This is a genomic window from Ruegeria meonggei (assembly GCF_042768335.1).
GTDB classification, from domain to species: domain Bacteria; phylum Pseudomonadota; class Alphaproteobacteria; order Rhodobacterales; family Rhodobacteraceae; genus Ruegeria; species Ruegeria meonggei.
In genome coordinates, this window is the sequence record NZ_JAXHBT010000001.1 from 2322817 (window position 1) to 2348075 (window position 25259).

General features: G+C 56.1%; 29 protein-coding genes. 20 read left to right on the forward strand and 9 right to left on the reverse strand.

The features are described 5' to 3' along the window. Positions 1-32: 32 nt before the first annotated feature. From SJY13_RS11325 to SJY13_RS11390, 14 genes are all read left to right on the forward strand, one after another. On the forward strand, positions 33-584 hold the full coding sequence (locus SJY13_RS11325; protein ID WP_377191006.1) for a hypothetical protein: 552 nt from the start codon (positions 33-35) through the stop codon (positions 582-584). Then, positions 584-883 (forward strand): head-tail connector protein, encoded by a 300-nt coding sequence (locus SJY13_RS11330; RefSeq protein ID WP_377191008.1) that lies wholly within the window; start codon positions 584-586, stop codon positions 881-883. Before SJY13_RS11325 ends, SJY13_RS11330 begins: the two co-directional genes overlap by 1 nt. After that, positions 870-1304, forward strand: a complete 435-nt coding sequence (locus SJY13_RS11335; protein WP_377191010.1) for an HK97-gp10 family putative phage morphogenesis protein — start codon at positions 870-872, stop codon at positions 1302-1304. The genes SJY13_RS11330 and SJY13_RS11335 overlap by 14 nt, the downstream gene beginning before the upstream one ends. Continuing rightward, positions 1301-1717 (forward strand): tail completion protein gp17, encoded by a 417-nt coding sequence (gp17, locus tag SJY13_RS11340; RefSeq protein WP_377191012.1) that lies wholly within the window; start codon positions 1301-1303, stop codon positions 1715-1717. The genes SJY13_RS11335 and gp17 overlap by 4 nt, the downstream gene beginning before the upstream one ends. Positions 1718-1719: 2 nt before the next feature. Then, the gene (locus SJY13_RS11345) at positions 1720-2040 is read left to right on the forward strand and encodes a phage head closure protein (RefSeq protein ID WP_377193611.1); all 321 of its coding nucleotides are present in this window, start codon (positions 1720-1722) and stop codon (positions 2038-2040) included. Continuing rightward, the gene (locus SJY13_RS11350; protein ID WP_377191014.1) at positions 2037-2423 is read left to right on the forward strand and encodes a P27 family phage terminase small subunit; all 387 of its coding nucleotides are present in this window, start codon (positions 2037-2039) and stop codon (positions 2421-2423) included. Before SJY13_RS11345 ends, SJY13_RS11350 begins: the two co-directional genes overlap by 4 nt. A gap of 1 nt (position 2424) precedes the next feature. Beyond that, on the forward strand, positions 2425-4065 hold the full coding sequence (locus tag SJY13_RS11355; protein ID WP_377191016.1) for a terminase large subunit: 1641 nt from the start codon (positions 2425-2427) through the stop codon (positions 4063-4065). After that, positions 4062-6407: a hypothetical protein gene (locus SJY13_RS11360; protein WP_377191018.1), complete on the forward strand. Its 2346-nt coding sequence runs from the start codon at positions 4062-4064 to the stop codon at positions 6405-6407. Before SJY13_RS11355 ends, SJY13_RS11360 begins: the two co-directional genes overlap by 4 nt. 335 nt (positions 6408-6742) lie before the next feature. Then, entirely contained in the window at positions 6743-7171 is a 429-nt protein-coding gene (locus tag SJY13_RS11365) for a hypothetical protein (RefSeq protein ID WP_377191019.1), read from the forward strand. Between the two features lie 61 nt (positions 7172-7232). Continuing rightward, positions 7233-7961: a hypothetical protein gene (locus SJY13_RS11370; protein ID WP_377191021.1), complete on the forward strand. Its 729-nt coding sequence runs from the start codon at positions 7233-7235 to the stop codon at positions 7959-7961. A gap of 231 nt (positions 7962-8192) precedes the next feature. After that, complete coding sequence (locus SJY13_RS11375; protein WP_377191022.1) at positions 8193-8399, forward strand: hypothetical protein; 207 nt, start codon at positions 8193-8195, stop codon at positions 8397-8399. Positions 8400-8845: 446 nt separating this feature from the next. Then, entirely contained in the window at positions 8846-9061 is a 216-nt protein-coding gene (locus SJY13_RS11380) for a hypothetical protein (RefSeq protein ID WP_377191024.1), read from the forward strand. A gap of 69 nt (positions 9062-9130) precedes the next feature. Further along, positions 9131-9769: a hypothetical protein gene (locus SJY13_RS11385; protein WP_377191026.1), complete on the forward strand. Its 639-nt coding sequence runs from the start codon at positions 9131-9133 to the stop codon at positions 9767-9769. A 293-nt stretch (positions 9770-10062) separates the two neighbouring features. Continuing rightward, complete coding sequence (locus SJY13_RS11390) at positions 10063-11061, forward strand: LacI family DNA-binding transcriptional regulator (RefSeq protein WP_377191028.1); 999 nt, start codon at positions 10063-10065, stop codon at positions 11059-11061. Here the strand turns inward: SJY13_RS11390 and SJY13_RS11395 are convergent, their stop codons facing one another. After that, positions 11062-12195 carry a Gfo/Idh/MocA family protein gene (locus SJY13_RS11395; protein WP_377191030.1) on the reverse strand — a complete coding sequence of 378 codons (1134 nt, stop codon included), beginning with the start codon at positions 12193-12195 and terminating at the stop codon, positions 11062-11064. Between the two features lie 34 nt (positions 12196-12229). Then, a complete protein-coding gene (locus SJY13_RS11400) occupies positions 12230-13333 on the reverse strand; it encodes a Gfo/Idh/MocA family protein (protein ID WP_377191032.1) in 1104 nt (367 codons plus the stop codon). A 124-nt stretch (positions 13334-13457) separates the two neighbouring features. Here SJY13_RS11400 and SJY13_RS11405 point away from each other — a divergent pair, with 124 nt between their 5' ends. From SJY13_RS11405 to SJY13_RS11415, 3 genes are read left to right on the forward strand one after another with little or no spacing between them, the layout of a single operon-like run. After that, positions 13458-14426, forward strand: a complete 969-nt coding sequence (locus SJY13_RS11405; RefSeq protein WP_377193613.1) for a PfkB family carbohydrate kinase — start codon at positions 13458-13460, stop codon at positions 14424-14426. A gap of 9 nt (positions 14427-14435) precedes the next feature. Beyond that, on the forward strand, positions 14436-15272 hold the full coding sequence (locus SJY13_RS11410; RefSeq protein ID WP_377191034.1) for a 5-deoxy-glucuronate isomerase: 837 nt from the start codon (positions 14436-14438) through the stop codon (positions 15270-15272). Next, on the forward strand, positions 15269-16111 hold the full coding sequence (locus SJY13_RS11415) for a class II fructose-bisphosphate aldolase (RefSeq protein WP_377191036.1): 843 nt from the start codon (positions 15269-15271) through the stop codon (positions 16109-16111). Before SJY13_RS11410 ends, SJY13_RS11415 begins: the two co-directional genes overlap by 4 nt. Positions 16112-16141: 30 nt before the next feature. On the opposite strand, the gene SJY13_RS11420 is transcribed toward SJY13_RS11415, so the two are convergent. The 4 genes from SJY13_RS11420 to SJY13_RS11435 form a co-directional block, all read right to left on the reverse strand. Continuing rightward, positions 16142-17164: an adenylate/guanylate cyclase domain-containing protein gene (locus SJY13_RS11420; protein WP_377191038.1), complete on the reverse strand. Its 1023-nt coding sequence runs from the start codon at positions 17162-17164 to the stop codon at positions 16142-16144. A 3-nt stretch (positions 17165-17167) separates the two neighbouring features. Beyond that, positions 17168-17527 (reverse strand): group I truncated hemoglobin, encoded by a 360-nt coding sequence (locus SJY13_RS11425; RefSeq protein WP_377191040.1) that lies wholly within the window; start codon positions 17525-17527, stop codon positions 17168-17170. A 159-nt stretch (positions 17528-17686) separates the two neighbouring features. Further along, positions 17687-18517: a class I SAM-dependent methyltransferase gene (locus tag SJY13_RS11430; protein ID WP_377191042.1), complete on the reverse strand. Its 831-nt coding sequence runs from the start codon at positions 18515-18517 to the stop codon at positions 17687-17689. Positions 18518-18595: 78 nt separating this feature from the next. Beyond that, positions 18596-19435, reverse strand: coding sequence for an alpha/beta fold hydrolase (locus tag SJY13_RS11435; protein WP_377191044.1), 840 nt, complete (start codon positions 19433-19435; stop codon positions 18596-18598). 260 nt (positions 19436-19695) lie between these two features. Here SJY13_RS11435 and SJY13_RS11440 point away from each other — a divergent pair, with 260 nt between their 5' ends. The 3 genes from SJY13_RS11440 to SJY13_RS11450 are packed head-to-tail and all read left to right on the forward strand — an operon-like array spanning position 19696 to position 22819. Beyond that, entirely contained in the window at positions 19696-21927 is a 2232-nt protein-coding gene (locus tag SJY13_RS11440; RefSeq protein WP_377191046.1) for a hybrid sensor histidine kinase/response regulator, read from the forward strand. Beyond that, positions 21920-22633 (forward strand): response regulator, encoded by a 714-nt coding sequence (locus SJY13_RS11445; RefSeq protein WP_377191048.1) that lies wholly within the window; start codon positions 21920-21922, stop codon positions 22631-22633. The genes SJY13_RS11440 and SJY13_RS11445 overlap by 8 nt, the downstream gene beginning before the upstream one ends. Positions 22634-22687: 54 nt before the next feature. After that, a complete protein-coding gene (locus SJY13_RS11450) occupies positions 22688-22819 on the forward strand; it encodes a hypothetical protein (protein ID WP_377191050.1) in 132 nt (43 codons plus the stop codon). Between the two features lie 67 nt (positions 22820-22886). On the opposite strand, the gene SJY13_RS11455 is transcribed toward SJY13_RS11450, so the two are convergent. Genes SJY13_RS11455 through iolB form a run of 3 tightly spaced genes read right to left on the reverse strand, consistent with a single transcriptional unit; the run spans position 22887 to position 25254 of the window. Then, positions 22887-23666 carry a TIM barrel protein gene (locus SJY13_RS11455; protein ID WP_377191052.1) on the reverse strand — a complete coding sequence of 260 codons (780 nt, stop codon included), beginning with the start codon at positions 23664-23666 and terminating at the stop codon, positions 22887-22889. Positions 23667-23692: 26 nt separating this feature from the next. Next, a complete protein-coding gene (locus SJY13_RS11460; RefSeq protein ID WP_377191054.1) occupies positions 23693-24451 on the reverse strand; it encodes an SDR family NAD(P)-dependent oxidoreductase in 759 nt (252 codons plus the stop codon). After that, positions 24448-25254, reverse strand: a complete 807-nt coding sequence (gene iolB, locus SJY13_RS11465; protein ID WP_085822811.1) for a 5-deoxy-glucuronate isomerase — start codon at positions 25252-25254, stop codon at positions 24448-24450. The genes SJY13_RS11460 and iolB overlap by 4 nt, the downstream gene beginning before the upstream one ends. Between the last annotated feature and the right edge of the window lie 5 nt (positions 25255-25259).

Here is a 25259-nt window from a genome sequence, read left to right on the forward strand (position 1 = left end):
CGCCAAGCTGCTTTGGGTTCGGAGTGCGGCGGATGACACCCACGACACAGCTCACCTATCAAGGAACCACTCAATCCGTCACCGATTGGGCACTGGACTACGGCATTCCCCCTGCAACGATCATCAAGCGGCTTAACGATTGTTGGCCTGTCGGCTGTGCCATCGGCGAGCCTATCGCTGTAGAGCCCGGTGAAAGGCTGAAAGATCGGCTGATCATTACAGCAATCCGGAGGCTGACTGCCGCCGCACCCAAGCCCAAACTTAAGCAAGAGCCTAAGCAACCGCTCAAGCCGAAGAAGCCTGTGCAAAAGCGCCGCCGCCCTACCGGCTTCTATCTCACATTCAACGGCAAAGAACGCAGCCTTAATGAATGGACGCAACTAACCGGTATCAAGCATGCCACCCTACGCTATCGACTCAAGCAAGGATGGCCGGTTGCGAGCATCCTGTCCGAACCCGTATCGAAGAACAGCCGCAACAGACCGGGGGTGGTCTCGAACTTTGGGGCCTCTGAGGGGACCGGCGTGGGGACGTCCGCACAAGACACGTCGAAAATAACTTTTTCAAAAAGAGAGGCGAGCTGATGGCCGCACTGACACCTGTTGCGCTGCTGAAATCGCAGCTCAACCTTGATCATAGTCTTGATGACGCGCTGTTGGCACATAAGCTGGACGCAGCCGAAACATGGATCGGCCACTACACCGGGACGCCCTTTGTTGCCGGTCAAGCACCTCTGACCGAAGCGGCATTGCAGCTTGCGGCCTATTGGTATGAACAGCGCGAGGCCGCATCATTTGGCATGACCACCGCCCCGGTGCCCTTTGGTGTCAGTGAATTGCTTTCCCCCTACAAGAATCCGGTGACTGGCTATGTCCCGGAATAAGAGCCTGACCGAACAATCGAAGCTACTGGCAGCCCGCCTGAATGCCATTCCCCGAGAGGTGGTCACGGCTGTGCGCCCTGCTCTTGTCAAAGGTGCCGAAGAATACGCCGCAACCATGCGCGCTCTAGCGCCAAGAGATGAAGGCGATTTGATCGAGTTTATTGAAGTCACCGCACCGGGCGAGACAACACCCGCCTATGCCGAGGGTGGCGGCAAGCGCACTGCTGGTCCGAACCAAGCGCTTGTCACTGTCGGCAATGAAGACGTGCGGCACGGCCACTTGCAGGAATTCGGCACCGTCAAACAGGAAGCACAGCCGTTCATGCGTCCGGGTGCTCGACTGGCGAAACCCCGTGCACAGCGGCGCATCAGCCGCGCTATCGGTCAAGCAATCAAGAAGGCAGCGGAGGGCAAGGCATGATCACGCCCGATATTGAGTTCCAGACGCAAATCAGATCGGCTTTGATCGCCAGTTCGGCAGTCACCGACCTTGTTCCTGTTGACCATATCCGGGCTGGATCGACGCGCCCGGAAAAGCTGCCTTGTGTCATTCTGGCGAACCCTGACACCGCCAATCTTGGCCGGTCTGGTGATTGGCAGCTGACGCGTGTCTGGCTGGACCTGCATGTTTGGGCGGTTGAAGACGGTGCAGACATGGCCCGGCAAATCGGCGCTGCCGTTGCTCATGCGCTTTGGGATGCGCCAGTTCCGACCGAGACTGATATCGATACATACGGACGCCCCAGCTTCAAATACATGCGCGACCCAGACCCCGACAAAGCATACTGCCACGGCGTTGCTACGGTGTCCGGCGTGGTTCGGTGGAGGCCGTGACTATGATCCGGGCTGGCAAACTTGATCGGCAGATCACCATTGAGCGCGAAACTGAAACCGTGGCCGCGTCTGGTGCCGTGTCGAAGACATGGGCACCCGTGGCAACCATCCGGGCAGAGCTGGTGCAGCTCAGTGCCGAAGAATACCTGACCGGGTTCGGTGAAGGTGACGCAAGCGGCGCGGTGTTCCGCATTCGGTATCTGAATGAGATCACAACGGCAGATCGCGTGACCTTCGATAGCACGGTTTACGACATTGACGAGATCGTGGAACAGGGCAGGAAACGCGGCCTTGAGCTGCGTTGTTCGGTGGTGGCGTCATGAGCGTGCATTCACGCGGTGTGAAGCCGCCCCTTTCCCCTGATGCCGAAGCCCTGACCAAAGCACCCCCGGTGCCGAAATACCTTTCGGCACATGCCAAAGGTGAGTGGAAACGCATTATGCCCCAACTCATTGCCCGGCGCGTGATCACCAAGGCAGACATGGCGGGTGTAGAAGCTTACTGCGTGGCCGTTGGTGCATCCAAACTGATCGCTGACACTATGAGCGCAGGTGCATTGCCTGATCTGAAATTGGGCGGGCTTCAAATCCGCTACATGCAGACAGCACGCCAGTTCGCCGCCGAATACGGCCTGACACCGACAAGCCGCGCCCGGATCGGTGCTGTGCATTCGGATGACGACGATGAAGACCTGACCAATATCTGAGATGCCCAAGAAAAGCACATATCCTCATTGGCTGTTTGATGGCAGCGAGATCCCGGACCCTCTTGGGCACGGGGAACGCGCTGTTCGTTTCCTTCGCGGTCTTAGGCATCCGAAAAGCACTGAACCCAAGCAGAAAATCAAATGGTCTGAATGGCAAGAACGAATTGTGCGGCGCATCTACGGCCCGGTTGACGAAGACGGTGAACGACTGGTGCGTGAGGTGTTTCTGATGATCCCGCGCGGCAATCGCAAAACATCATTGGCGGCTGCGCTTTCCATCCTTCACCTGCTGGGTCCGCAGAAACTGCCGGGCGGCCAGATCATCTTTGCGGCCGCTGACCGATCACAGGCCGCAACAGGCTTTGAAGAAGCCGCCGAACTGGTGCGTTACCAAAAGAGCTTGAAGCGCTCAGCAACGATCTATGATCCCAGCAACGCGCCCAAATCCATCAAATCGAAAATAGATAGTTCCCGGCTAAAAGCAGTTTCCAGCGATGGTAAAAATGTGCACGGCACCACGCCAACATTCGTCCTGGCTGATGAAATCCACGTCTGGCGCAACAAGGCCGGACGTGAAATGTGGGAAGCAATTAAGAGCGGCATGTCAAAGCGAATTGGCGGCCTTACTGTTGTCGCCACCACGGCAGGCCGTGGCCGCGAAGGGCTCGCTGCCGAACGCTACGAATATGCGCGCAAGGTGGCGCTTGGTGAAATCGACAACCCCGCGTTTCTGCCGATCATCTTTGAACCTGAAGAGGGTGACGATTGGCTGGACGAGGAAGTTTGGCACAAACTCAACCCCGGCTTCAAAGACGGGTTCTGCGACCTGAAAGGGGTTCGAGCTGAGGCGCTGGAAGCGCAGCAAAATTCGTCCAAGCGCTTCGAGTTTCAGCAATACCGCCTGAATGTCTGGCACGCCAACAGCCGTGAACCGCTGTTCGACTTCGACACATACGATGAACGTTGTTTCCCGGACGGTGAAGCCGACTTCGCAGAACTGCCTTGTTACCTTGGCGTGGATTATGCGCAGTCTGGCGACCTTGCCGCAGTGGTGGCCGCATGGCGCTTGCCTGACGACCAGATCGCAATCAAGCCATGGTTCTTTGTCGCTGGCGAAGGATTGAAAGAGCGGGAACGGCTGGAAGGTCTGCCATATCAGCGCTGGGTTGATGATGGTTTTATCACAGCAAGCGACGGGCCGGTCATTCCGCAACAAGACGTTCAAGACCTGATCAAGGAAATATGCGCAGACTATTCCGTTGAACAGATCGCCTATGACCCGTGGAAATTCCGCGTGGCCGCCATGGAACTTCACGATGACGGCCTGCCCATGATCGAGATGCGGCAGGGTCCGGCAACGATGGCACCGGCAACAGGTGAATTTGTCCGCGCCGTGAATGGCCGTGTGATCCGGCATGACGGCAATCCGGTCTTGCGCAATCACTTTGCTAACGTGGCTGCCGTGACCGGCGATACCGGCAAGATCACAATGTTCAAGGCCGATCCGAAACACGACCACATCGACGGTGCCTTTGCCGCCGTCATGGCTGTGTCACGGGCCGTCGCCGCAGAATCCAACAAATCAAAATACAACGATCCGAATTACAAAACGTTGTCAGATATCCTTGAGGAAGCAGCATGAACGACGCAACACTGCCCGGCCTAATTGTCCCTATCGAAGCCCGGATCGACAAACTTGAAAAGGGTTTGCAACGCGCGAACCGCGCACAACGGCGCGGCGCACAGCAAATGGAGCGCCGGGCGCAGCAATCCGCCACCCGGATGGACGCCACCTATTCCAAGATGGGCAGAAACGTCGCCGCCAGCTTTGCACGCATGGCAATCCCTTTGGCCGGTGGTATCGCATCGGCTTCGACGCTCAGGGCAATCTCTGACACCACCAAGGGCGTGGCGAAACTTGGCGACGAAGCGAAGCGTGCGGGGTTGTCACTTAGAGAACATCAGGAATGGCGTTTCATCGCGCAGCAGAACCGCATCGAAGTTGACGCGATGGTCGACTCTTTCAAGGAACTGAATCTGCGCGCTGATGAGTTCATTGAAACCGGCAAGGGCGGTGGCGCTGAGATGTTCGACCGTCTAGGGTTTAGCGCTGAACAGCTTCAAAAGAAGTTGCAGAAGCCGTCCGAACTAATGCTTGAAATTCTTGAACGGTCGCGCCGTTTAGATCGCGCAAGTCGCATTCGTGTCGCTGATGAGATTTTTGGTGGCACAGGTGGCGAACGCTTTGTTCAGCTTATGGAAAGAAGCGATACTGAGCTGCGCAACACAATCAACAAGGCGCACGAACTGGGTGCAGTTCTGGATGATGACGTTGTTGCTTCGGCAGATGAGGTCAGCCGCAAGTTTGATGAGCTAAACACCCGGCTCAGCGCATTCGGTAAGAAGCTGGCCGTCTCAATGTCGGAAGGTGTGGCTGGCATCCTCAGCGCCAAGAAGAACCTTGAAGGTATCTTTGGCGACATTGAACGGGCTGAGGCTGTGCTGGGTCAAGAACTCGCCAAGGGCCTTGAAGGCAACAAGGCCGCCATTGCAGCTCATGCTGGTGATCTACGCGACTTGCACGGCACCTATGATGAGCTGTTCAACCTGATCAACCGCATGACCGGCCCGGATGGCGTGCGCGTTTTCGAGATCGACAACACCGACGCACGGTTCGCCCTGGCTGATATCATGGGCGACCTGAAACGGCTGGTGGATGCGCTGGAAAGCGGCCAGATCGAAGCCAGCGAATTCGAGACCGAGATCGGCGAACTTGTTGGCGACGCCCGTGAAGTCGCCAAGGAACTGGCAGAGATTGACGGTGCCCGTTTCGCAAACGTGATTTCAGCCATTGGCGGCATTGGCGATGCACTGGATAAAGCGATTGGCAAAGCCGCTTTGCTGAAAACACAACTACCCGGAAACGGCGGCTATACATCATCTGGCAGGGGTAATGGTGAATCAGAAGTTGAGCGCCGCCAGCTAGAAGGCAATCAGCCTGCATCCGATCTGGCACCGACCTCTTCGCCCCGGCCTAGAGCTGCGCCGCCGATGCTCCATGAGAATGTGGATACCGGGAGCGGTGGCGCAAACAGGCTTAACGAGTATGAACGCATCGCATCTGCATTGCGCTCAGAGATCACCATGTTGGAACTTGAGGCGACTGCCCTTGTCGCAAGTGCCGCTGCCGGTGGGGAATACTCAATTGCAATTGCGTCAGCTCGACGGGAAGCCGAATTGCTACATGCTGCGCAAGAATCCGGCAGACAGATTACCCCGGCGCTGCTTGAAGAAGTTCGCGCTTTGGCAAGTGGCTATGCTGAGGCGGCGCAATCAGCACAGCAAACCGCGCAGAAATTTGATGAAGTCGATGCGGCGCGTGCCAATTTCACCAATCAGGCTGCAGACGCATTCACTGGGATCGTCACCGGCACGATGAGCGCACGCGAAGCGCTGGCAGCCTTAGCCAAGGACTTGGCAGCAATGGCAGCCAAGAAACTGTTTATGTCAATTATCGGCGGCCTCGTCGGCGGCCCGGCGGGTGCGTTCATGGGTGGTTTCTTTGCAGAGGGTGGCTACACCGGAGATGGCGGCAAATTCCAACCGGCTGGTGTCGTTCACCGCGGCGAATACGTCATGAGCAAAGAGGCCACGAACCGGATTGGCGTCAGCAACCTAGAGGCGCTGCACAGCTCCGCTAAGCGTGGTTATGCGTCTGGTGGGTATGTGGGCGGCCGACCACCCGTTCAGGCCGTCTCAGCGGCGCGCTCTGACTCTGTGGGTGCTGATGTTGCGCCCAATGTCACGATCAATTCCCCGATCACAGTTAATGGGTCGGCTGGCACACCCCAGCAAAACGCCGATCTGGCTGAACGCATGTCTGTGCAGCTTGAGGCGTCAATGAGAGGGGTTGTGGTAGACGAAATCCGGAGACAGGGACGCCCGGGAAATCTCCACAACAACAGGCGGCAAGGTGCGCGCTAATCCGGAGATGTGGAATTCTGCCCGTCAAAATGTGGAGTTCTGCCCGCCCCGGAGAAGCAAAGCCCTGCCCAAAATGTGGAATTCTGCCCGTTCTCAAAATGTGGAGTTTTGCTCGTATATATAGATATTACTTCTTACCTATTCTTACTAATAAAGAAGAATAAGAAGAACGGGCAGAATTCTACATTTTCCTCAAAACACCTTCCGGGGTGGCAAGCACCTTCGTTTCGTTATGTCTATCTATAATGCTGCTTTTATTGCATAAATTACAACTTCCGGGTTGAGGTTGAAATGGTTAACTGTTAGGTTTCGAGGAAGACGAAACAGGAGACCCCATGTCTAACCCCGCTATCAAACTTTCCCCGGAACGCCATGCCCAAGTCAAAGCCATTGGTGATGCAAAGGGCGGTCTGTCCTACGCCGAAACCATCGGATACATGGTGAATTGTGAAATCGCCAAAGGCACCATCCCGCCGGGTATTCAAGGTGTGAATCTACACGCATATGGTTCTGGCGCTCTGATCGGATTCGACGATCAGACCCCTATCCCTTTCTCGAAAGACGGTGCCGCCGATCTGGCGAAAACACTGCGCGCTTTCGTTGACGGCGATGAGAAAGCTCAGAAGCTCGTCAACATGCAGCACAACTACCTGATCGAACGCAAAGGCAATGGTGTGAAGCTGACCATTCCTTTCACCGGCAATGTGACAAAGTCCTTCCCGTGTGACGTGGCGCGCGACCTTGCTGACCTGCTGACCGCCTAATCAAAAGAAGGGGCAGCGTCGCACCGCCGCCCCCTCCAATCTCAACATCGTAGGAACTACCATGCTTATAGCAGAATCCGACCGGGATGATTTGGAAAAGGCAGAAAATCTACGTGCCTTCTTTGCGGGTGGTGCGCCTACGAGCCCCCAAGATGACCTGACAGTGGGCATCAGCGACGAAGCCCACGCAGAGCGCCAGAGCGCCCGGATAGAGGCGGCTCTGTCTAAACTGGATGACTTGGACCAGACAGACGAACAAACAGCCTCAGTGCCCCCTGTGAGGGCTGTTGAGGCATCCCATGACCGGATCGACCACAAGCCCCGCCTGACACGTTACGACAAGGCACGCAGTGCCGAAACCGAAGCATTGGTTCAGGCCGCGAAATCAGAACAAGGATCGGATGCTTACCATCAGGCTATGTCTGACGCCGCTACGGCCCGGTCCAAGCGGAAGACTGAGGAAAGCCGCGACGCCGATCCGGTTGGCCGCAATCAGAACGAGACTGACCGCTGGCGCGCAGAAGAAGGCCGCCCGACTTACAACGCCAGCCGCCGGTCGCGTGAAAGACCGAACGATATGACACCGCAAGAGGTGTTGGCTGCGATGACGCCGGAACAGCGCAAACGGCACAAGAAGGACCAGAAGGCAGACAGTAACGTCCGCGCCCGGTTCACCAAGAAGTTCGGACCTAGGGGGCAAGGCCTGACTGGTGACGCATTAGTTCAAGTTGTTGAGGCAGAAGTAGCAAAGCGCCGCGAGAACCGCCAAGCGAAAAGGTCTGGCGGCTAACTAAAAAATGTTATACCATAACGATGCGGTTCCAGCATGTTCCGCATCTCCGAACCCCGCGCAGGATCATCAATGCGATGTATGTTAACCGGCGCGGGGTTCATACTATCAGCGGTAAGTAAGCCATTACTCACAATAAAAACAATATGTTACGACACTTTTTCGCTTGCTCCCCGGATTCCACTTATGCGAGTCTGAGCGCGCCAAATCACCTTAAAGAGGAATAGTTTCGTGCAGGCCCACCCAAATACACAAGAAATCTATCTGCCGGATCACATCTACCACGCACTGAAAGCCAAACTGGAAAAGCTGGTATCTGAGCCGTTCGAAGAATGCGGCACTGACCCCGAGACCGAGGTTGTCACGGCTCTGGGTGAGATTGGAAATATCTGGCCGGTGTCGGTGCTGAGTGATGCTCAAATCGCGGAGGCGGCTTAGCCTACACACGTTTTTGCTCAATAAAACCACCTAAACCCCACGTTAACTCAACGAGGACTACATTACGCTTGAAGTTAGCAGAATGTTGCATAAATAGCGGTTGACAAGTCTATTGGCATGACCCTGAAAGACACGCTCAAGCAAAAATACTACGCGAATCATCTTGTCGTGGTAGAGTTGTCATGCAAAAGAGGGTCAAGTATTGACATGGTATCATTCTGATGCCGGGGGAAAAGGTCCATCAGCGCCAAGAAGCTGTCTAGCAATTCCGAACCGGAATGCATACAGGCGCGCTGATAGATATAACGAACGCTTTAGAGTGCGATCAACGCGCCACAAAATCGTCGCAATAGCGGCGTAACGCAAAAAGAGACCACACTAGGATAGATCAACTCTACGTTGATCGACGTATTAACGCGGCCTTCCGGCCAAATTTGGAGGCGGATATGAACGACCAAACTTACACCGAGATTGGGGCTGCGCGCCTCTATCAGGCTAAGTGCGAAGATGGGTTGGTAGACGTGAAATTTCTTCACAAGAACCTTGATGAAGGAAGCCCGGCCCAAGTTGAAGCTGATCTTTGCTCGATCCAAGAAGCGATTTCTAAAGGCTGCGGCAAGCCTTTGGATTTTGGCGACTATAGGTTGATAAAGACAGCCTAAACATTCGTATTGACACTCATTTGCCCGGGGCATAGCTAGTGAATTCCACGCTATGCCCCGGGTTTTTTTATGTCTGATAAAATACAGAAAATCATCAATGCCTTCTACGCTGCGAAACGTGTAGACCACTACTACTGGATGCACACAGATGGCGATTTTGGTCAGGTGAGCATTGAGAATATTCAGCGCATTATTGAAATCCTCACAAGCACGAAGATTGAGAAATTCGAGTTGGATCACGACAGTAGGTTTCACAGAGCCTTCGTTGAACGCTTCGACGAAGGGCGAACAAGCAAAATTTACGTCATGGCTTCCGAAAACCCGAGTTGGAAGAGATTTTCTTCTGTTAAGGAAATGTGCCACGTATTGATTGATGAGCCCGGCGACTTCCAACCTGACCCTTGTAAGACAATTCATGAACTGAAAGACGGGGCCATTATATTCGATGAAAACGCCGCGCCTGAAACGGAGTCGGAAGGCTTGGCAGAGATCATCGCAATGGAACTAATCTATCCGTTGGATTATCGCAGAGAAGACAGAGAAAAGTTGAAAGAGGGAATCTCACTGGAAGACATCGCTCGTGAGCGTGTCGTTCCCGCTAAGTATGTCTCATTGGGCACTAGTGACACTTGGTTTAAGTCATGCCTCTCGATCTGGCAGAACTTGAAAAGTGTTGAGCCAGAAAATCTGGACGACTATTTGAAGTAAAGTGGCTGTAACCCGCAGCAAGCCACACGCACAAACCCCCTTACGTTGCGTCATCCAGCCCATTTCAGGTCCGGTTACACGGTTACAAAACACCATCTAAGTCATTGTTTTTTAACAATGCGTCGGGAGTTCGAGTCTCTCATCACCCACCATTCCCTTTTCGCGAAATTGTCACGATCGTGGCCTCAGTTGCCGGGAAGTTTTGCAACCGATTGCAAGTTTCATGCAATGATGCATAGTATTTCCGCCATGAAACCGCATATCTGCCCTCCTTTAGATCTTTGGTGCCTGTCATGAGTGTCACCCTGAAAGACGTCGCCGCACTGGCTGGTGTGTCGCGTTCAGCGGTGTCGCGGACCTTTACCGAAGGCGCGTCGGTGTCTGCCAAAACCCGCAGCAAGGTCGAAAAGGCCGCGCAGACACTGGGGTACAGCCCCAATGCGTTGGCGTCTTCGCTGACGACTGGCCGAACCAAGCTGATCGGGTTGATCTCGAACAACTTTCACAACCCGATCTTCCTTGAAGTCTTTGACCAGTTCACCCGTGCCCTGCAGGAACGGGGATTGCGGCCGCTGATCGTCAATCTGACCGATGAGACCGAGCCTGCAAATTCAGTTCGGATGCTCAGGCAGTATTCCGTGGACGCGGTGATCGTGGCCTCTTCGACCTTGCCGCCCAGCTTTGCCAAGGCGTTCCACGATGCGGGCGTGCCTGTGGTCCATACGTTTGGACGCTCGGCCACCTCGCCCGAGGTGCATGTGGTCGGCATCGACAACGTGGAAAGCGGGCGAATGGCGGCGCGGGAATTGCTGGCGCGCGGGTACAAGCGCATCGGGTATCTGGGCGGACCCAAAGACGCAACCTCGGCCCGGGACCGGTATCGTGGTTTTATGGAAGAGGTCGAAAAACACCCCAGTGTCGCCGTGTCCTATTCCTTCGCGGACAATTATTCTTTCGAGGCCGGGCGCGCCGAAATGCTGCGCTTACTGCAGGGAACCCCTGCCGAAGGGTATTTCTGTGGCGATGACATCCTGTCCATTGGCGCCCTGTCCGCGCTATCTGATCATGGGCTGAAACCGGGTATAGATATCGGCATTATCGGCCTGAATGATATGGAAATGTCACGTTGGGAAAGCGTCGCACTGACAACCATTCATCAGCCGATCAAGCAGATCATTACCTCGTCTGTCGATCTGGTCGAAGAGATGCTGAAAGACCCCAAACGCTATCCCGAGGCCCGGATTTTTCCCTGCCGCGTGATTGAGCGGGGCACGTTGCGGCCCCGCCCCTGATCACCGGAACATCGGCGGACGTGCATCTGTCCAGGCACCACCACTCTTTGACGACTCCACCGCCGCATGAACGGCGGCGATCGATCGAACCCCATCGGATGGGGTCGGCAGGCCGTCGCGGGTTTCACCCAGAATTGCATCGGCCAGATCGCAATAGATATTGGCAACGGCCAGCGGGAACCCTTCGGGATGCGCAATGGCCACGCGGGACAGGCGCTGCGCGTCATCGTGCAAACCGTCCTCGCCTTTTTCGATGATCTGCGTACGACCACCGACGGGCGTATAGATCAGTTGATTGGGCTGCTCAGATGCCCAGCGCAGACCACCGGTTTCGCCAAAGACCTGAATGTCGAACCCGTGCTGACGCCCAATTGCCACGGACGAGGTCCACAATCGCCCGACCGCGCCGCCTTCCATGCGGAAATTAACCATAGCATCATCTTCCAGCTCGCGGCTTGGGATGGTCGAGGCCATATCGGCCGACAGGGTTTTCACCTCATCATCGCTGATGAAACTGGCCATGTGCAGCGCGTGAATGCCGCAATCAGCAAACTGACCGGACACACCCGCCATCGTGGGATCATAGCGCCAGCGGACGCGTGGATTGTCGGCATCGGTGGCGTCACCATGGTGGCCGTGGCTGAAGTTGGTCACAACCAGCCGGACCTTGCCAATGTCACCGGCCCGCACCATCGCGCGCGCCTGTCGCACCATTGGATAGGCAGAATAACAATAGTTGACCGCGCAGATTTTCCCCGAGGCTTCAGCCACGCGGACAATCTCTTGCCCCTCTTCCACGGTCATGGTCATCGGCTTTTCGCAGAGCACATTGAACCCCGCCTCAAGGAACGCCTTGGCGATTTCGAAGTGGGTAGAGTTCGGCGTGGCAATCGTAACCAGATCAATCCGGTCGGCGCAGTCTATTTCACCGGCCAGCATCTCTTGCCAGTCGCCATAGGCGCGGTCAGCGGCGACACCCAGGCTTTGGGCATAGGCACGGCCGACATCCGGGCGGTGGTCCAGTGCTCCGGCGGTCAGCGCGAACATCCCGTCCGCAAGCGCACCCAAACGGTGCGCGGGCCCGATCTGGCTGCCTTCACCACCACCGATCATGCCCCATTTCAGCTTTGCCATGGTTCTTGTCTCTCTATCGTATCGTTGTTTGTGTTCAGAAATCGCGGATGTCTTGCCATTTCTGCTGGTCAGAGGAGGCCAACGCGGCAGCGACAATGCGATTCACCTCGTGCCCGTCGCGGAACGTGGGCCAGGTGGCTTTGCCCGTATGGATCGCCTGCAGGAAATCCTTGGCCTCGATAATGATCTGATCCTGATAGCCGGTGCCATGGCCCGGACCCTGGCAGAACAACTCGTAATCCGGGTGCGCCGGGCCGGTTAGGATCTTGGTAAAGCCACGCTGCGCTTCGGGGCCCTCGCGGCGATACAGCCACAGGGCATTCTGGTCTTCCTGATCAAATCGAAGCGCGCCCTTGGTTCCGGACACCTCGTAGGCATAGCCCATCTTGCGTCCGGTCGAAATGCGGCTGACATAGATATTGCCCATCACGCCACTTTCAAACCGGCACATGATCTGGGCATGATCGTCATTGTCCACGTCACCGCCGGGACGGGTATGATGAACGGTTTCAACCTCGGCCATAACTTTGGCAACCGGCCCCATCAGAGCCAACGCACCGTTGACCATATGCGGGGCCAGATCGCCCATGGTGCCATTCGCCATTCCGGACGTGCGCCAGGTGGCCGGGGCCTCGGGGTCGGCATAGAAATCCTCGGTATGCTCGCCACGGAACCAGGTAATGTCGCCCAGCTCTCCGGCTTCTATAAGCTGACGCGCATACTGTGTGGCGGGGGTTCGGGCATAGTTGAAGCCAACCATGTTGGTGACGCCTGCCGCCTCGGCCGCGGTCACCATGGCCTGACCGTCCTGCAGCGAAGCGCCCAGTGGTTTTTCACACAACACAGGCTTGCCCAAGGCAAAAGCAGCTTCGGCGATCTGGCGGTGGGTTGTTTGCGGCGAGGCGATAACAACCGCCTGCACCGAAGGATCACTAACCAGTACCCGCCAGTCTTCGGTCGCGCGCTGGAAACCATAGGCCATCCGGTACCGCTCTGCGCTGTCCGGGCTCGAGGCGCAGATCATCTCAAGCCGTGGTCGCAGCGCCGTGTTGAACACCGCCCCCACCGCTGACATGGCAACGGAATGGGCCTTACCCATATAGCCGCCACCTACAATTCCAATTCCGATTTCAGGCATCTGCCGCGGCTCCGAACATACTATTTGCAACCGGTTGCAAAATCAGTATCGTGTGAATCAATTCAACGCAAGGTCCAAACTTTGCCAACCCCATTCTGCCGGAGGACATGATGTGAGCGCCCTGATGGACGGTATCAAAGGAAACCGGTTCGCCGTGTTCGGTCGTGCAGGCATGGACATGTTTGCCGATCCGGTTGGAGTCAAAAGCGAGGATGCCGAAACGTTTCGTGCCGATCTTGGCGGGTCCTCTGCCAATATTTGCGCGGGTTTGGTCAAGCTGGGTAGTCAGGCCTCGCTGATCACGTCGGTCTCGGACGATGCGGTGGGTCGGTTCTGCCTGAACCGGCTGCAGCATTATGGCGTGGACACACAGTACATCCGCGTTCTGGGCGGAGAATACCGCATGTCACTGGCGGTCTATGAAAGTCGGATTGAGAACTTCCAGAACGTCATTTATCGCAACGGCGCCGTTGATTTTCAGGTCACCGAAGAAGACTTGGACAAGATTGACTATTCCGCCTTCACAGCTGCGATTTCGGCCGGAACTGTCTTTGCTGCAGAGCCATCGCGCAGCGCTACGTTCAGGGCGTTTGACAACGCCCGGGCAGCAGGATTGCCGGTGATTTTCGACATCGATTATCGCCCCTATAGCTGGCCCTCACCTGAAGTTGCCGCCGATGTTCTGTCACGCGCGGGCGAAGCAAGCGACCTGATTGTCGGCAATGACGAGGAATTCGGGTTCATGGCCGGCGGGATCGAAAAAGGCTTTGAAAAGGCCAAAGAACTGGCTAAGGCACCGGGCCGCATCGTCATCTACAAAATGGGCGAACAGGGGGCTGTGACCCTGATGGAAGGTGAGGAAATTCGTACCGGCATCTACCCGGTCACCGCCGTCAAACCCAACGGTGCAGGCGACAGTTTCATGGCCGGTCTACTGGCCTCGATCGCGGCGGGTCATTCGCTGCGCGATGCGGTCATGCGCGGCTCGGCCTGTGCCTCGATCGTCGTCTCTCAACCCGGCTGCGCACCCGCCATGCCAACAACACCTGAACTGGATGCTTTTCTGGCGTCCCATCCCGGCCCGACGACATAGGAGAAACCCATGCATATCGCGCCCTATGACAATCAAAACAAACCCATCGTCGATGTCGAAGATTCGACGGTGCCGCTGAATTATTTTAACATCGTCAAGCTGAAGAGGGGCGAGGCGTTTGAATACCAGGTACCGGGGTATGAAACCTGCATCGTACCCGCGACCGGCAGCGTCGATGTCGATATCGAAGGGGTGCCCTTCCCCAAGCTCGGCAAGCGGGGCGAGGACGTGTGGGATGGCGACCCCGAAGGGGTCTATGTCCCTGTTGGCGGCAAGGCTCAATTGATCTGCGCCTCGGACGAGGCCGAAGTGTTCATTGCCGGTGCGAGATATGACAAGGTGCTCGACCCGTTTGACGTGCGTCAACACGATTTGGTTCAATACGGCAGCGACGACACCAAGACCCATCGCAAAATCAAGCACATCCTAGGTCAAAAACAGCATGACAAGGTCGGTCGTCTGCTGGTCAGCGAGCTGTTCACGGTTGGGCAAGGCGGCTGGTCGGGCTTTCCCAGCCACAAGCACGACACCAATCGCCTGCCGGATGAGACCCGGCATGATGAGACCTATAATTTCCGGTTCAAACCCAACTGGGGCTCGGGCTTGCAGATGCTGCAGCGTGAGGACAACGAACCGGGTGACGCCTATCACATCGTCGATGGCTCAACGATCTGCATCGACACAGGCTATCACCCCTGCTGCGTATTGCCGGGATATGAGATGTACTATTTCACCATCCTCGGCGGTCTGAGCCAGCGCTCACTAGTGCAGTATTTCCAGCCGACACATGCCTATCAGATCGAGACGATTCCGGGCATCAAAGACATGATCGCGAAATTCAAATGACCCTCGTTACACTTTCTGACGTCTTGAGGCCCGCTTATACGCAGGGTTACGCCGTGGGCGGACTGGTCACACTGGGTTGGGAGGACATGCGCGCCTATGTGGCCGCCGCCGAGGCTGAAAACGCGCCGGTCATCTTGCAGGCCGGACCCAGCTGTCGCGAGCACACACCGCTGCCGGTTCTGGGCAATATGTTCCGGCATCTGGCCGAGAACGCATCGGTCCCGGTTGTTGCCCATCTGGATCACGGATATACGTTCGAGGACTGCAAAATCGCGCTGGACAGCGGGTTTACCTCGTTGATGTTCGACGGCTCGCGCAAGCCGCTGCAACAGAACATCGACGAAACCGCCGCGATTGCAGAGATGGCCCATGCGGCCGGGATTTCGTGCGAGGGCGAGATCGGATTTGTCGGCTATTCCGGTGGCGAAGGTTCCAATGGAACCGACCCGAAAGAGGCAGCTTTGTTTGCCCGCGACAGTGGTGTGGACGCGATGGCCATTTCGGTCGGCAATGTCCATCTGCAACAAAACAAAGAAGGGGGTCTGGACGAAGAGCGCATTCGCCGGATCGACGCGGTGACGGATGTGCCTTTGGTGATCCACGGCGGCTCGGGCGTTCCGGTCGAACAGCGAAAACGATTGGCGCGCCAGACGTCCATCTGCAAGTTCAATATCGGAACAGAACTACGCATGGCATTCGGCAACGCCCTGCGCTCCGCGGTCAACAGCGACCCGGACCGGTTCGATCGCGTGACAATCCTGAAAGAGACGCACGACCCTGTCGAGGCTGCCGCACGCACTGTACTTCGCGCCTTTGGTGCGCCGCCGCAATCCCGCTGAACTCATGATCCCAGGGCGCAGCTTTATGCCTTAGTCGCTGTCGGACAGCCGCCAGACGTCCTGTTCGCCGAACCCTCGGATAGCCCTTTGGCCGATATTCTCAAGATCAAACTGATCTTTCAGAACATGTGCGACATCGTCCTGAACGGTGATGTTCATCGGTTCAGAAAACTCCTGCAACCGGGACGCAAGGTTCACGGCTGGCCCGAAGATATCGTAGACATATTTCTGGATACCCACGACCGATCCCACGACAGAGCCCGTGGACAGACCGATCCGACACTGCCACTGATGCGGATGACTTAGGTTACGGCGTGCCAGATAACGCACAAACCGAATGGCTGTATTAGCAATCGCCTTGGCGTGATCCGGGGTCGGATCAGGCAGACCTGCTACGGTGATATAGGCATCACCTATGGTCTTGATACGCTCACATCCAAACTGCTCGCCGATCCGGTCAAACGCGCTGTAGATATCGTTCAGCTCGGTGACGGTCACGCTGGGATCCTGTGAGGCAACCATGTCGGTGAACCCGACAAAGTCGAGCATAAGAACAGACACGGGATCATAAAGCTGCGGCGTGACAACGCCGAAGGTCTTGTATTCCTCGTAGACAGACCGGGGCATGATATTGAGCAAGAGCTTCTCTACCTGCTCTTTCTCGCGCTTAATCTCACGCGTGTTCCTTTCAACCATCATCGAGTAGGAATCGATCATGGATTCCAGCTCTTTGATACGGGTGATATTCTGGCAGACAAGCACAAGAACCCCGTCATTTGTCGCGGTGAAATCCATCGCGATCACCAGCGTTCTGCGTTTCTTCTTGAACCTGATTTCCGAGGTATATCGCCCGCTTTCAGCCAGACCGGTCTGCATTGCGGTGACATCCAGATCAGGAAATAGCTGCTGCAATTGCCCGGGTTGATCCTCGTTACTGAACCACTCGTCGAAGGTGTCATTGCGGAACCCGAACCGGAACGTTTTCCGGTCCAGCAGAGCAACCCCGACCCCAATTGCGCGCAGTAGTTGTTCATTGATGGCTTCTATGGTCATGGATCACCTGACAATCAAAGGGCGGCGTTTACCGAATTCCGCAACAACCGCCTCAACGTCGTCGGCGGCAATACCGTGGTCCAGCAATGCGCCGCGGAGGACGGTTTCAAGTTCGTCGAAATGGGTGTCGGTTATTTCGAGATGCGAATGCAACTGGCGCAATTGTTTGTCCGTATAAGACGCCGGACCACCCAGCAAAGAGGCGATGAATTTTGTCTGGTGATCGACGATCCGCGACATGTCGACTTCGTCAAAGAACGGACCGATCTCATCATTGTCCAGCAGGGTGTCGTAAAACGACAGCACGATCTTACTGACTTGGGAAAAGCCTCCGTACTTCTCATACAGCGTACGTTCAGTCATCAATAAACCCTCTCAAACTAAGCAAGATCACAAAGGCGTCCCGTCAGTCGCAGACTACAAACTCTGGTTAGTTCAGTTCAAGCCCATCTGCTGTCGGTGCAATTGTGCGACGCCCTTCGAACCCAGTGTCGAAGGGCGTCGCGGCCATATCACACGCGGTTATCGACGTGCGACAATGATCTCAGCATATTCGGAAGAAATACACAGAGAGTCGTTGGTCGAGACATCGAACTTCTCGATCAGCGCCAGAATATCGCCCCGCAACGCGGCCTGCCCGTCCGCGTCAAGCGCCTCAAATGCTTTTTGCATCGGCCCATAGAAGGTCCGGAAGTACTCCAGAAAATGTTCCGCAGACCGATAGCGAAACATGAAGTTCTTGCGTCGGAAAGATGAGACGTCGCAGTTGGTGCCGAAGGTTTCATCGACCCACGCCCGGCTTCCCCACAACGCCGGAGAATTGACGCCGGCAGGTGGCGGGACATGCTTGCCGATAGTTTTGAAAAGCTGACCAATAAAGCTTTCGGGTGTCCAGTTGGCCATGCCGATCTTGCCGCCAGGCTTCACAACGCGTTGAAGTTCTGCGGCGGATTGCTGTTGATTGGGAGTGAACATCACCCCAAAAGTGGACACGACCGCATCAAACATTTGATCCTCAAAAGGCAGGTCCTCGGCGTCGGCAACCTTGTAGGTCACGAACAGGCCTTCTGCCTGGGCACGTTGGCCGCTGGATTTCAGCAGAGCCTCGACATAATCCGTCGAAGTGACGTCACAAAAGCGTCTGGCAAAGGCCAATGTTGCGTTGCCATTCCCGGCCGCCACGTCCAGAACCTTGGCGTCTGGTGTCATGTCCATTGCTTCGGCAAGCTCTTCACCGGTGATCTGCAGGGTTATGCCTACTTTGGCGTAATCCCCTGCCCCCCAGGCGACATTTTGTTTCGCTTTGATCGCGGTAAAGTCGGCGGTTTGGTTGATAGATGTTTGAATGCCCATGTTTCATATCCTTTGGGTGTTGCGCTGGAATGTTCCCAGCAGTTTCGAAAAAAGTAGCAGTCTTTGGATGCGTGCATGTCAGGCCGCCTTGCGGGTGGGCCAGCTGCAGTTCACGATTGGCCGTTCAACACTGGCCACGTGTTCAAAGATCCGGGTATTGACCCACTCGGGCTGAATAACCGGTGCCATGTGGCCAAGTTCCGGCAGCAGCGCGATACGCGAATTCGGCAACGCCTTGGCAATGGCCACAGACACGTGCTGTGCAATCTCGGGAAAGTCCAGGCCGGTCATAACCAGGGTTGGTATCTCAAGCGCGGACAAGTCCTTTAAGTCCCAGGTTTCCGCGAACACGTTGGCGAAATCCGTCATGACCGAAGAGATCATGCCAGCAAACCGCTGTCGGGCTGCGGTGGGCAAGTTGTCCCAAAACCCCTCGCCGTTCCAGAAGTCCAGAAACCGCCCCATCCCAGCCGCTGCATCACCTTCGGCAGCTGCACTGGTTACCATACCCGAGAGGAATTGGATCTGCTGGAACAGGCGCCGACCGGTGTGATCGGCGTGTTTGAGAAAATGAAAGGCCGCCGGTTCATAAACTGTCAGACTTTTGACCAGATCGGGCCGCATCAGGGCGATTTTGATCGCAACGCCGCCTCCGTTCGAGTGGCCGACCAGGTGAACCGCACGACCGAAGTCTTCGATCTCGCGGATGACGGCAGCCGCCGAGACCGCCGCCCCCTGCTGAGACGGGTCACCGGTCAAAGGCGTGCGACCATAGCCCGGAAGATCGAACGCAAATACAGAAAACCTACCGTCGAGATCGGCTGCCAGTTGGGTCCATTGACCGCTGTTTGATGCAGAAGAATGCAATGCAACAACTGGCGCATTGGTATGTTCTTTTGGTTGAAATGAAATAGTCATTACTCTTAACCCACTTGCGTTTGTGATGAGCAATAACTGGAGCCTCAATGTTTCAGTGTAATTGCTGAAAGGCGGGCAAAGTGTTTCAGTTGTAGCTGTGTGAAGTGCTTCACACAGCCTGCTATCTGCCTTCAAAACATGGGAATTTGCCGCGGGGCCTAGTGCGAGATCGATCCTTATGAAACAATTGAAACACACGAGGCCGGTTTTGAAATGGCACTGAAACAATGATGCCCTAGAAAATCAGGATGACGATGGGAATGGCAAACGATTTAAAAGAAATCGCAAGGGCGCGGGATCTTCTGCGCGACGCCATCGAGTCTCTTAAAGAAGGCTTTGCCCTTTATGATGATGACCGTCGCCTGGTGATGTTCAACCCGCGCTATGCCGAGATGAACAAGGGCGTTGCCGATCTGCTGAAACCCGGTCTGGATTGGGAAATCCTGATGCGCGAGACCGCGCGCAGGGGCATCTATGCCGATGCTATCGGCAATGAGGAACAATGGGTTTCCGACAGGCTGGCCAGCGGCATCGAGTTTATTCAGGATTATGAGCTGACCGAAACAGACGGGCGTACCTACCTGGTGTCTGTCCACCCCACCCAACTGGGTGGCTTTGTCGTCACGCGTGAGGATATCACCGACAGAAAACAGGCCGAAATCGAAGAGCGCGACGGCGATCTTTTGATCCGTAAGGTGCTGGATGCCAGCTCAGCCGTAGTGACTATGGCGCGGATTGGGGATGGTCAAATTCTGTACCGAACACCCGCCGCCCTACAGTTGTTCGGACCCTCTAAGTCGGCGCGGGAGCATTATGTCAATCCGGAAGAGCGCGCCGATTTTGTAACCGATCTTTTGGCCGACGGACGGGTTGATGATTACAAGCTTGATCTGCGCAATGCCCAAGGCAAAACCTTTCCTGCAACGATATCTTCGCAGCTGATCGACTACAAAGGCGAAGAGGTCATTGTAACCAGTATTATCGACCTCACCGCCCAGAAAGAAGCGGATGCTCTGATCCGCCATGTGATGGAGGCCTATCCTGTCGCTATTAACATGACGCATGCCGAAACAGGGGAAGTCCTGTTCGCAACACCTGAAATTAACGCGCTGTTTGGCCCGTCCCCAAGTTCAAAGTCCTATTACGCCGATCCTGCAGAGCGCGCGCGTTACTTAAAGGACCTGCGCCAGGCGGGTTCGCTCAAGGATCGGCGGATTGAATTCATCGGCGCAAATGGGCGGAAATTCTGGGGCGCGGATTCTTCGCGCCTTATCGAGTTCAATGGCGAAGAAGTCATCGTTTCCAATACCCGCGATCTGACGGATGAACTGGCGCTGGAAGACGAACTTTCAAAACAACGGGACATGCTGTTCCAGAATGAAAAGATGTCTGCGCTAGGCGAGCTGCTTGCCGGTGTGGCCCATGAGTTGAACAACCCCCTTTCGGTGGTCGTGGGCCATTCGCTTATGTTGAAAGAGGAAATCACCGATCCAGACCTGACCGTGAGGATTGAAAAGATCAGCAATGCGGCTGAACGCTGCGCCAAGATCGTCAAGACATTCCTTGCGATGGCCCGCCAGCAACCCAGCAGGATTGAACAGGTCGATGTGTCCGGTGTCATTGAAACGGCCGCTGATGTCGTGGGGTATGGCAGCACGTCGGGGGATATCAGCATCAGACAGGTGCTTCCGGCTGATTTGCCGCCAATTGCTGCCGATGCGGATCAGATCACGCAAGTCATCATCAACCTTATCATCAACGCCGAACAGGCCATGACTGCGTCCGGGCAGGGTGACTTTATTGAGCTGTCCGCCGAAGCAAAGCTGGACAATAGCATGGTCCAGGTAACGATCCGAGACAACGGACCCGGAATACCCAAGGCCATTCGCGATCGGATTTTTGAGCCGTTTTTCACAACCAAAGAGGTTGGCGAGGGAACCGGTATAGGACTGGCTTTCTGTCACAGGATCATTCTGTCTCATGGCGGGCAGATACGGCTGGATCAGACCGACAATTCCGGCACGTGCTTTCGCATCACGTTGCCAGCCGCCGACACGCAGCAACCCGAGGCACACGATCCGGTTGAGCCGATCTCGACCTCGGCAAACCTGAAAGCGCTGGTCGTGGATGACGAGGTCGAAGTCGGCGAGTTGAACGCCGAAATACTCCGAAAAGAAGGGTTCGAAGTTGATTTCGTCTCCTCAGGCGAAGAGGCGGTGAACCGTCTTCATGCCGGGAAATACGACATATTCCTGAGCGATTTGAACATGCCGGGTGTCGATGGGCGCAAGATTTACGACGCTTTGGTGGCCCATTTCCCGGACATGTTGGCACGGACGGCCTATGTCACAGGCGACACGATGGGGCTGAAATCTCTGGGATTGTTAGAGGAATCCGGCCTGCCCTATCTGGAAAAACCTGTTTCCCCATTGGAACTCAGAACCCTTGTCCAAGAGTTGCTTGCCGGCCAGAAGGACCCAAAAGATGGATAATCAGAAAACCCACATTCTGGTGTGTGATGATGAGGTGGACGTGCGCGAAATGCTGCAGGAATACCTGGGCAAACGCGGGTTCAAGGTGTCGGCGGCCTCTGGCGGAGAACAGCTGCGGGACATCCTCTCTGTCAACGCAGTGGATGTCATGATCATGGACATCAACATGCCCAAGGAAGATGGCCTTTCCATTCTACGGTCGCTGCGTCCTGAAAACACAACTCCGATCATCATGCTGACCGCTGCCGGTGACGTGATTGATCGTGTGATAGGGCTGGAGATGGGCGCGGATGATTATCTTGGCAAACCCGTAGACCTGCGCGAGCTCGAAGCCCGGATAAAGGCCATTCTGCGCCGAGAAGCGATCAAAGGGACAACGGCCACCGACAACGCCGGTGAGCCCCGCACAGCCTTTGGCAGCTTCACCCTGGACAAAGACGCAGCCAAACTGCTTGCCGCTGACGGCTCCGAAGTCCCTTTAACCGCAATGGAATACAGCCTGCTCAAGGTTTTTTCGGAAAACAAGGGGCGGGTTTTGAACAGGGACCAACTGTTGGAGCAAGCACATGACCGGTCGTGGGACCCGTTCGACCGCAGCATCGACATCCGGATATCCCGATTGCGCCGAAAGCTGGAAAGCAACCCGGAAAAGCCCGAGATCATCAGAACCGTGCGGGGCATCGGGTATGTGTATGATCCAAAGTAAGGTCAGAAACCGCGCTGCGTTTCAGTCGAACACAGCGCCTGATTGGGAAGCGAGATGCCAATCTGCAAATTCAACATCGGCACTGTACTGCGCATGGCCTTTGGCGACGCAATGCGTGAGACCGTCAATCGCGATCCCGAACGGTTTGACCGCGGCACTCTCCTGTGGGACGCACGGCTCGATTAAGGCCGCTACTCACACCGTGATCCATCTCCTTGGCGCCCCACTGCAGCGGTAGGGCACCGATACACCCTTAGATCGTAAAGGCAGTCCGGAAGGCCTCGAGCGCCGTTTCCGAGTCGCCCACTGCGAACGCCTCCATACCGACAGGTCCACGGTAACCCATTTCATTTAGTGCCCGTGCAATGGCAGAAAAGTTGATCTCTCCGGTTCCCGGCTCACAACGGCCAGGATTGTCGGCCAACTGAACTTCTCCAATCCACGGCAGGCATTTCTCACACCAGCGGATCAGGTCACCCTCTCCGATCTGCGTGTGATAAAGGTCCAGATTGATGCGCAGACGCGGGTGATTAACCGCGGAAACAAGTGCCAGAGCATCTTCGGTTGATCCAAAGGGGCAACCGGGATGATCCACCAGGTTCAAATTTTCCAGCGTGAAGACGACTTTTTCTTCGTCGGCCAGTTCACAGATGCGATGCAGCGTATCCCGTGCCTTCAACCACATGTTGCCGGTCACGACATCATGCTGCCAGATCGGAATTCCTCCATCGTCCAAACCGGTGCCGTGGAGGTTCAGACGATCTACTCCCAGACGCTTGCCGATCTGCGCTGTTTCACGCGCAGATTGCAGCAGCATGTCAGCCCCTTCATCATCCGCAAGACGGCCCTGAAGATAGCCATTCATGATCGTGTAGTTCGCGCCAACGCGTTCAAGCTTGACCAGATCCCAGGCTGGCCAGTTCCATAGGCCAACACCAAATCCCATTTCAGTCAGTCGCGCAGCACGCCAATCAATTGGTTTGTCGAGCCACAACATCTCGGCACATGCTGCAAGTTGGAAGAGTTGCGGCATTTCAGCCCTCTATTTGTTCAATTGGATCAGATCGATCCGCCTTCGACCATGAAGTTCCCTGCGCTGCACATCGCGGAATCGTCAGAGGCCAGAAACAGCACCATCCGTGCCACATAGACCGGGTCGATAGGATCGGGCAGACATTGCCGATCCACCTGTTTGGCCAGCGCATCAGGCGTCACCCACAGGTCTTTTTGGCGGTCTGTCATGATCCAGCCGGGGACAACCGTGTTCACCCGGATGCGGTGGTCGCCCAATTCCCGCGCCATAGTACGGGTCAGACCGTGAACCGCTGATTTGGCGGTGGCGTAGGCCGGAAAGCCAGCCCCGCATTCCCACCAGGAATTTGAGCCGAGGTTGACGATAGAGCCGCCGCCCCGCGCGATCATGCCCGGTGCGACATGCTGAATGGTAAAGAACATATGGCGGAGATTGGTGGCCATACGCTCATCCCAGTATTCCGGCGTGACTTCGCGCCAGTCATGGCGGTCGTCATGGGCTGCGTTGTTGACCAGAACATGGGCCAGGCCCAGCTCTTCCGTCATTTGGTCCAGCGCGTCCCGCACGGCATCGATGTCGCGCAGGTCGCAGGGCGCAAAGACGTGCTCTCCTTCCAAATCGGTCAACAGCGCTGTGCCCGCATCGGCGTTGAGGTCCAGGAACCCGACTTTTGCGCCCTGCGCAGCAAACGCGCGCACCGTCAGGGCACCAATGCCACCGGCCCCGCCGGTTACGAAAACGGTTTTACCCGCCAGGCTTGGATAGTTGGCGAAATCCTGGGTCAATTGTCACGCTCCATGATCCATTCGACCTCGGGGGCCGGGACAAAACGCCATTTCCGCAAGGGGCCTGCCATGACGTTCAGGTAGTACATCTCAAACCCGTAAGGGGCTCCGCAAGGGTGATGGCCGCGCGGGACGGTCACAACATCGCCATCTGACACCGCCATGGTCTCATCCAGCTGCCCGTCATCGGTATAGACCCGCTGAATGCCAAACCCGCTGGCCGGGTTCAGACGGTGGTAATAGGTCTCTTCCAGATAGGTGATACGCGGGTAGTCATCCTCGTCATGGCGATGGCTGGGGTAAGACGACCAATGACCGTTTGGCGTAAACACCTCGGTCACCAGCAAGCTGTCAGCGTAGTCTTCATTCTCCATCGCAATGTTGTTGATATGACGCGTGTTGGTGCCCTTGCCGCGTTCGGTCAGGGTGATGCCATCCGGGCCGATTTTGCGAGCGGTATGCCCACCCTGGCCGGGGGCGGAGCATACGGCGACGACGCAGTCCGTTTCGGCCACCGCCTCCCAATTGGTGCCGTTGGGCAGGTAAAGGCAATGGGGTGGCGTCTTTTCAAACACGTTCATCCGGTCGCCCAGCACGCCCCAATCCTGACCCGCACCCGAGATACGCGCTTTGCCTTCGACCATGACCAGAATGACCTCTCGGTCGCCTGTGGCCTCGGCGGCCGTGTCACCGGCGCGCAGGTGGTACAGGCCGAACCCGACATACCGCCAACCGGCACTTGTTGGCGTTATGTCGTGCACTTTGCCGCGCGCGCCGAATGGTTTCTTGAGCAGATCTGCCATGGGGT

Coding starts and splice junctions, on each gene's coding strand:
- SJY13_RS11330 (WP_377191008.1), top strand. CDS start 584: ATGGCCGCACTGACACCTGTTGCGCTGCTGAAATCGCAGCTCAACCTT.
- iolB (WP_085822811.1), bottom strand. CDS start 25,254: ATGGCAGATCTGCTCAAGAAACCATTCGGCGCGCGCGGCAAAGTGCAC.
- SJY13_RS11420 (WP_377191038.1), bottom strand. CDS start 17,164: ATGACCATAGAAGCCATCAATGAACAACTACTGCGCGCAATTGGGGTC.
- SJY13_RS11325 (WP_377191006.1), top strand. CDS start 33: ATGACACCCACGACACAGCTCACCTATCAAGGAACCACTCAATCCGTC.
- SJY13_RS11390 (WP_377191028.1), top strand. CDS start 10,063: ATGAGTGTCACCCTGAAAGACGTCGCCGCACTGGCTGGTGTGTCGCGT.
- gp17 (WP_377191012.1), top strand. CDS start 1,301: ATGATCACGCCCGATATTGAGTTCCAGACGCAAATCAGATCGGCTTTG.
- SJY13_RS11400 (WP_377191032.1), bottom strand. CDS start 13,333: ATGCCTGAAATCGGAATTGGAATTGTAGGTGGCGGCTATATGGGTAAG.
- SJY13_RS11380 (WP_377191024.1), top strand. CDS start 8,846: ATGAACGACCAAACTTACACCGAGATTGGGGCTGCGCGCCTCTATCAG.
- SJY13_RS11355 (WP_377191016.1), top strand. CDS start 2,425: ATGCCCAAGAAAAGCACATATCCTCATTGGCTGTTTGATGGCAGCGAG.
- SJY13_RS11335 (WP_377191010.1), top strand. CDS start 870: ATGTCCCGGAATAAGAGCCTGACCGAACAATCGAAGCTACTGGCAGCC.
- SJY13_RS11435 (WP_377191044.1), bottom strand. CDS start 19,435: ATGACTATTTCATTTCAACCAAAAGAACATACCAATGCGCCAGTTGTT.
- SJY13_RS11350 (WP_377191014.1), top strand. CDS start 2,037: ATGAGCGTGCATTCACGCGGTGTGAAGCCGCCCCTTTCCCCTGATGCC.
- SJY13_RS11405 (WP_377193613.1), top strand. CDS start 13,458: ATGGACGGTATCAAAGGAAACCGGTTCGCCGTGTTCGGTCGTGCAGGC.
- SJY13_RS11425 (WP_377191040.1), bottom strand. CDS start 17,527: ATGACTGAACGTACGCTGTATGAGAAGTACGGAGGCTTTTCCCAAGTC.
- SJY13_RS11410 (WP_377191034.1), top strand. CDS start 14,436: ATGCATATCGCGCCCTATGACAATCAAAACAAACCCATCGTCGATGTC.
- SJY13_RS11360 (WP_377191018.1), top strand. CDS start 4,062: ATGAACGACGCAACACTGCCCGGCCTAATTGTCCCTATCGAAGCCCGG.
- SJY13_RS11415 (WP_377191036.1), top strand. CDS start 15,269: ATGACCCTCGTTACACTTTCTGACGTCTTGAGGCCCGCTTATACGCAG.
- SJY13_RS11365 (WP_377191019.1), top strand. CDS start 6,743: ATGTCTAACCCCGCTATCAAACTTTCCCCGGAACGCCATGCCCAAGTC.
- SJY13_RS11450 (WP_377191050.1), top strand. CDS start 22,688: ATGCCAATCTGCAAATTCAACATCGGCACTGTACTGCGCATGGCCTTT.
- SJY13_RS11440 (WP_377191046.1), top strand. CDS start 19,696: ATGGCAAACGATTTAAAAGAAATCGCAAGGGCGCGGGATCTTCTGCGC.
- SJY13_RS11445 (WP_377191048.1), top strand. CDS start 21,920: ATGGATAATCAGAAAACCCACATTCTGGTGTGTGATGATGAGGTGGAC.
- SJY13_RS11345 (WP_377193611.1), top strand. CDS start 1,720: ATGATCCGGGCTGGCAAACTTGATCGGCAGATCACCATTGAGCGCGAA.
- SJY13_RS11370 (WP_377191021.1), top strand. CDS start 7,233: ATGCTTATAGCAGAATCCGACCGGGATGATTTGGAAAAGGCAGAAAAT.
- SJY13_RS11395 (WP_377191030.1), bottom strand. CDS start 12,195: ATGGCAAAGCTGAAATGGGGCATGATCGGTGGTGGTGAAGGCAGCCAG.
- SJY13_RS11430 (WP_377191042.1), bottom strand. CDS start 18,517: ATGGGCATTCAAACATCTATCAACCAAACCGCCGACTTTACCGCGATC.
- SJY13_RS11455 (WP_377191052.1), bottom strand. CDS start 23,666: ATGCCGCAACTCTTCCAACTTGCAGCATGTGCCGAGATGTTGTGGCTC.
- SJY13_RS11385 (WP_377191026.1), top strand. CDS start 9,131: ATGTCTGATAAAATACAGAAAATCATCAATGCCTTCTACGCTGCGAAA.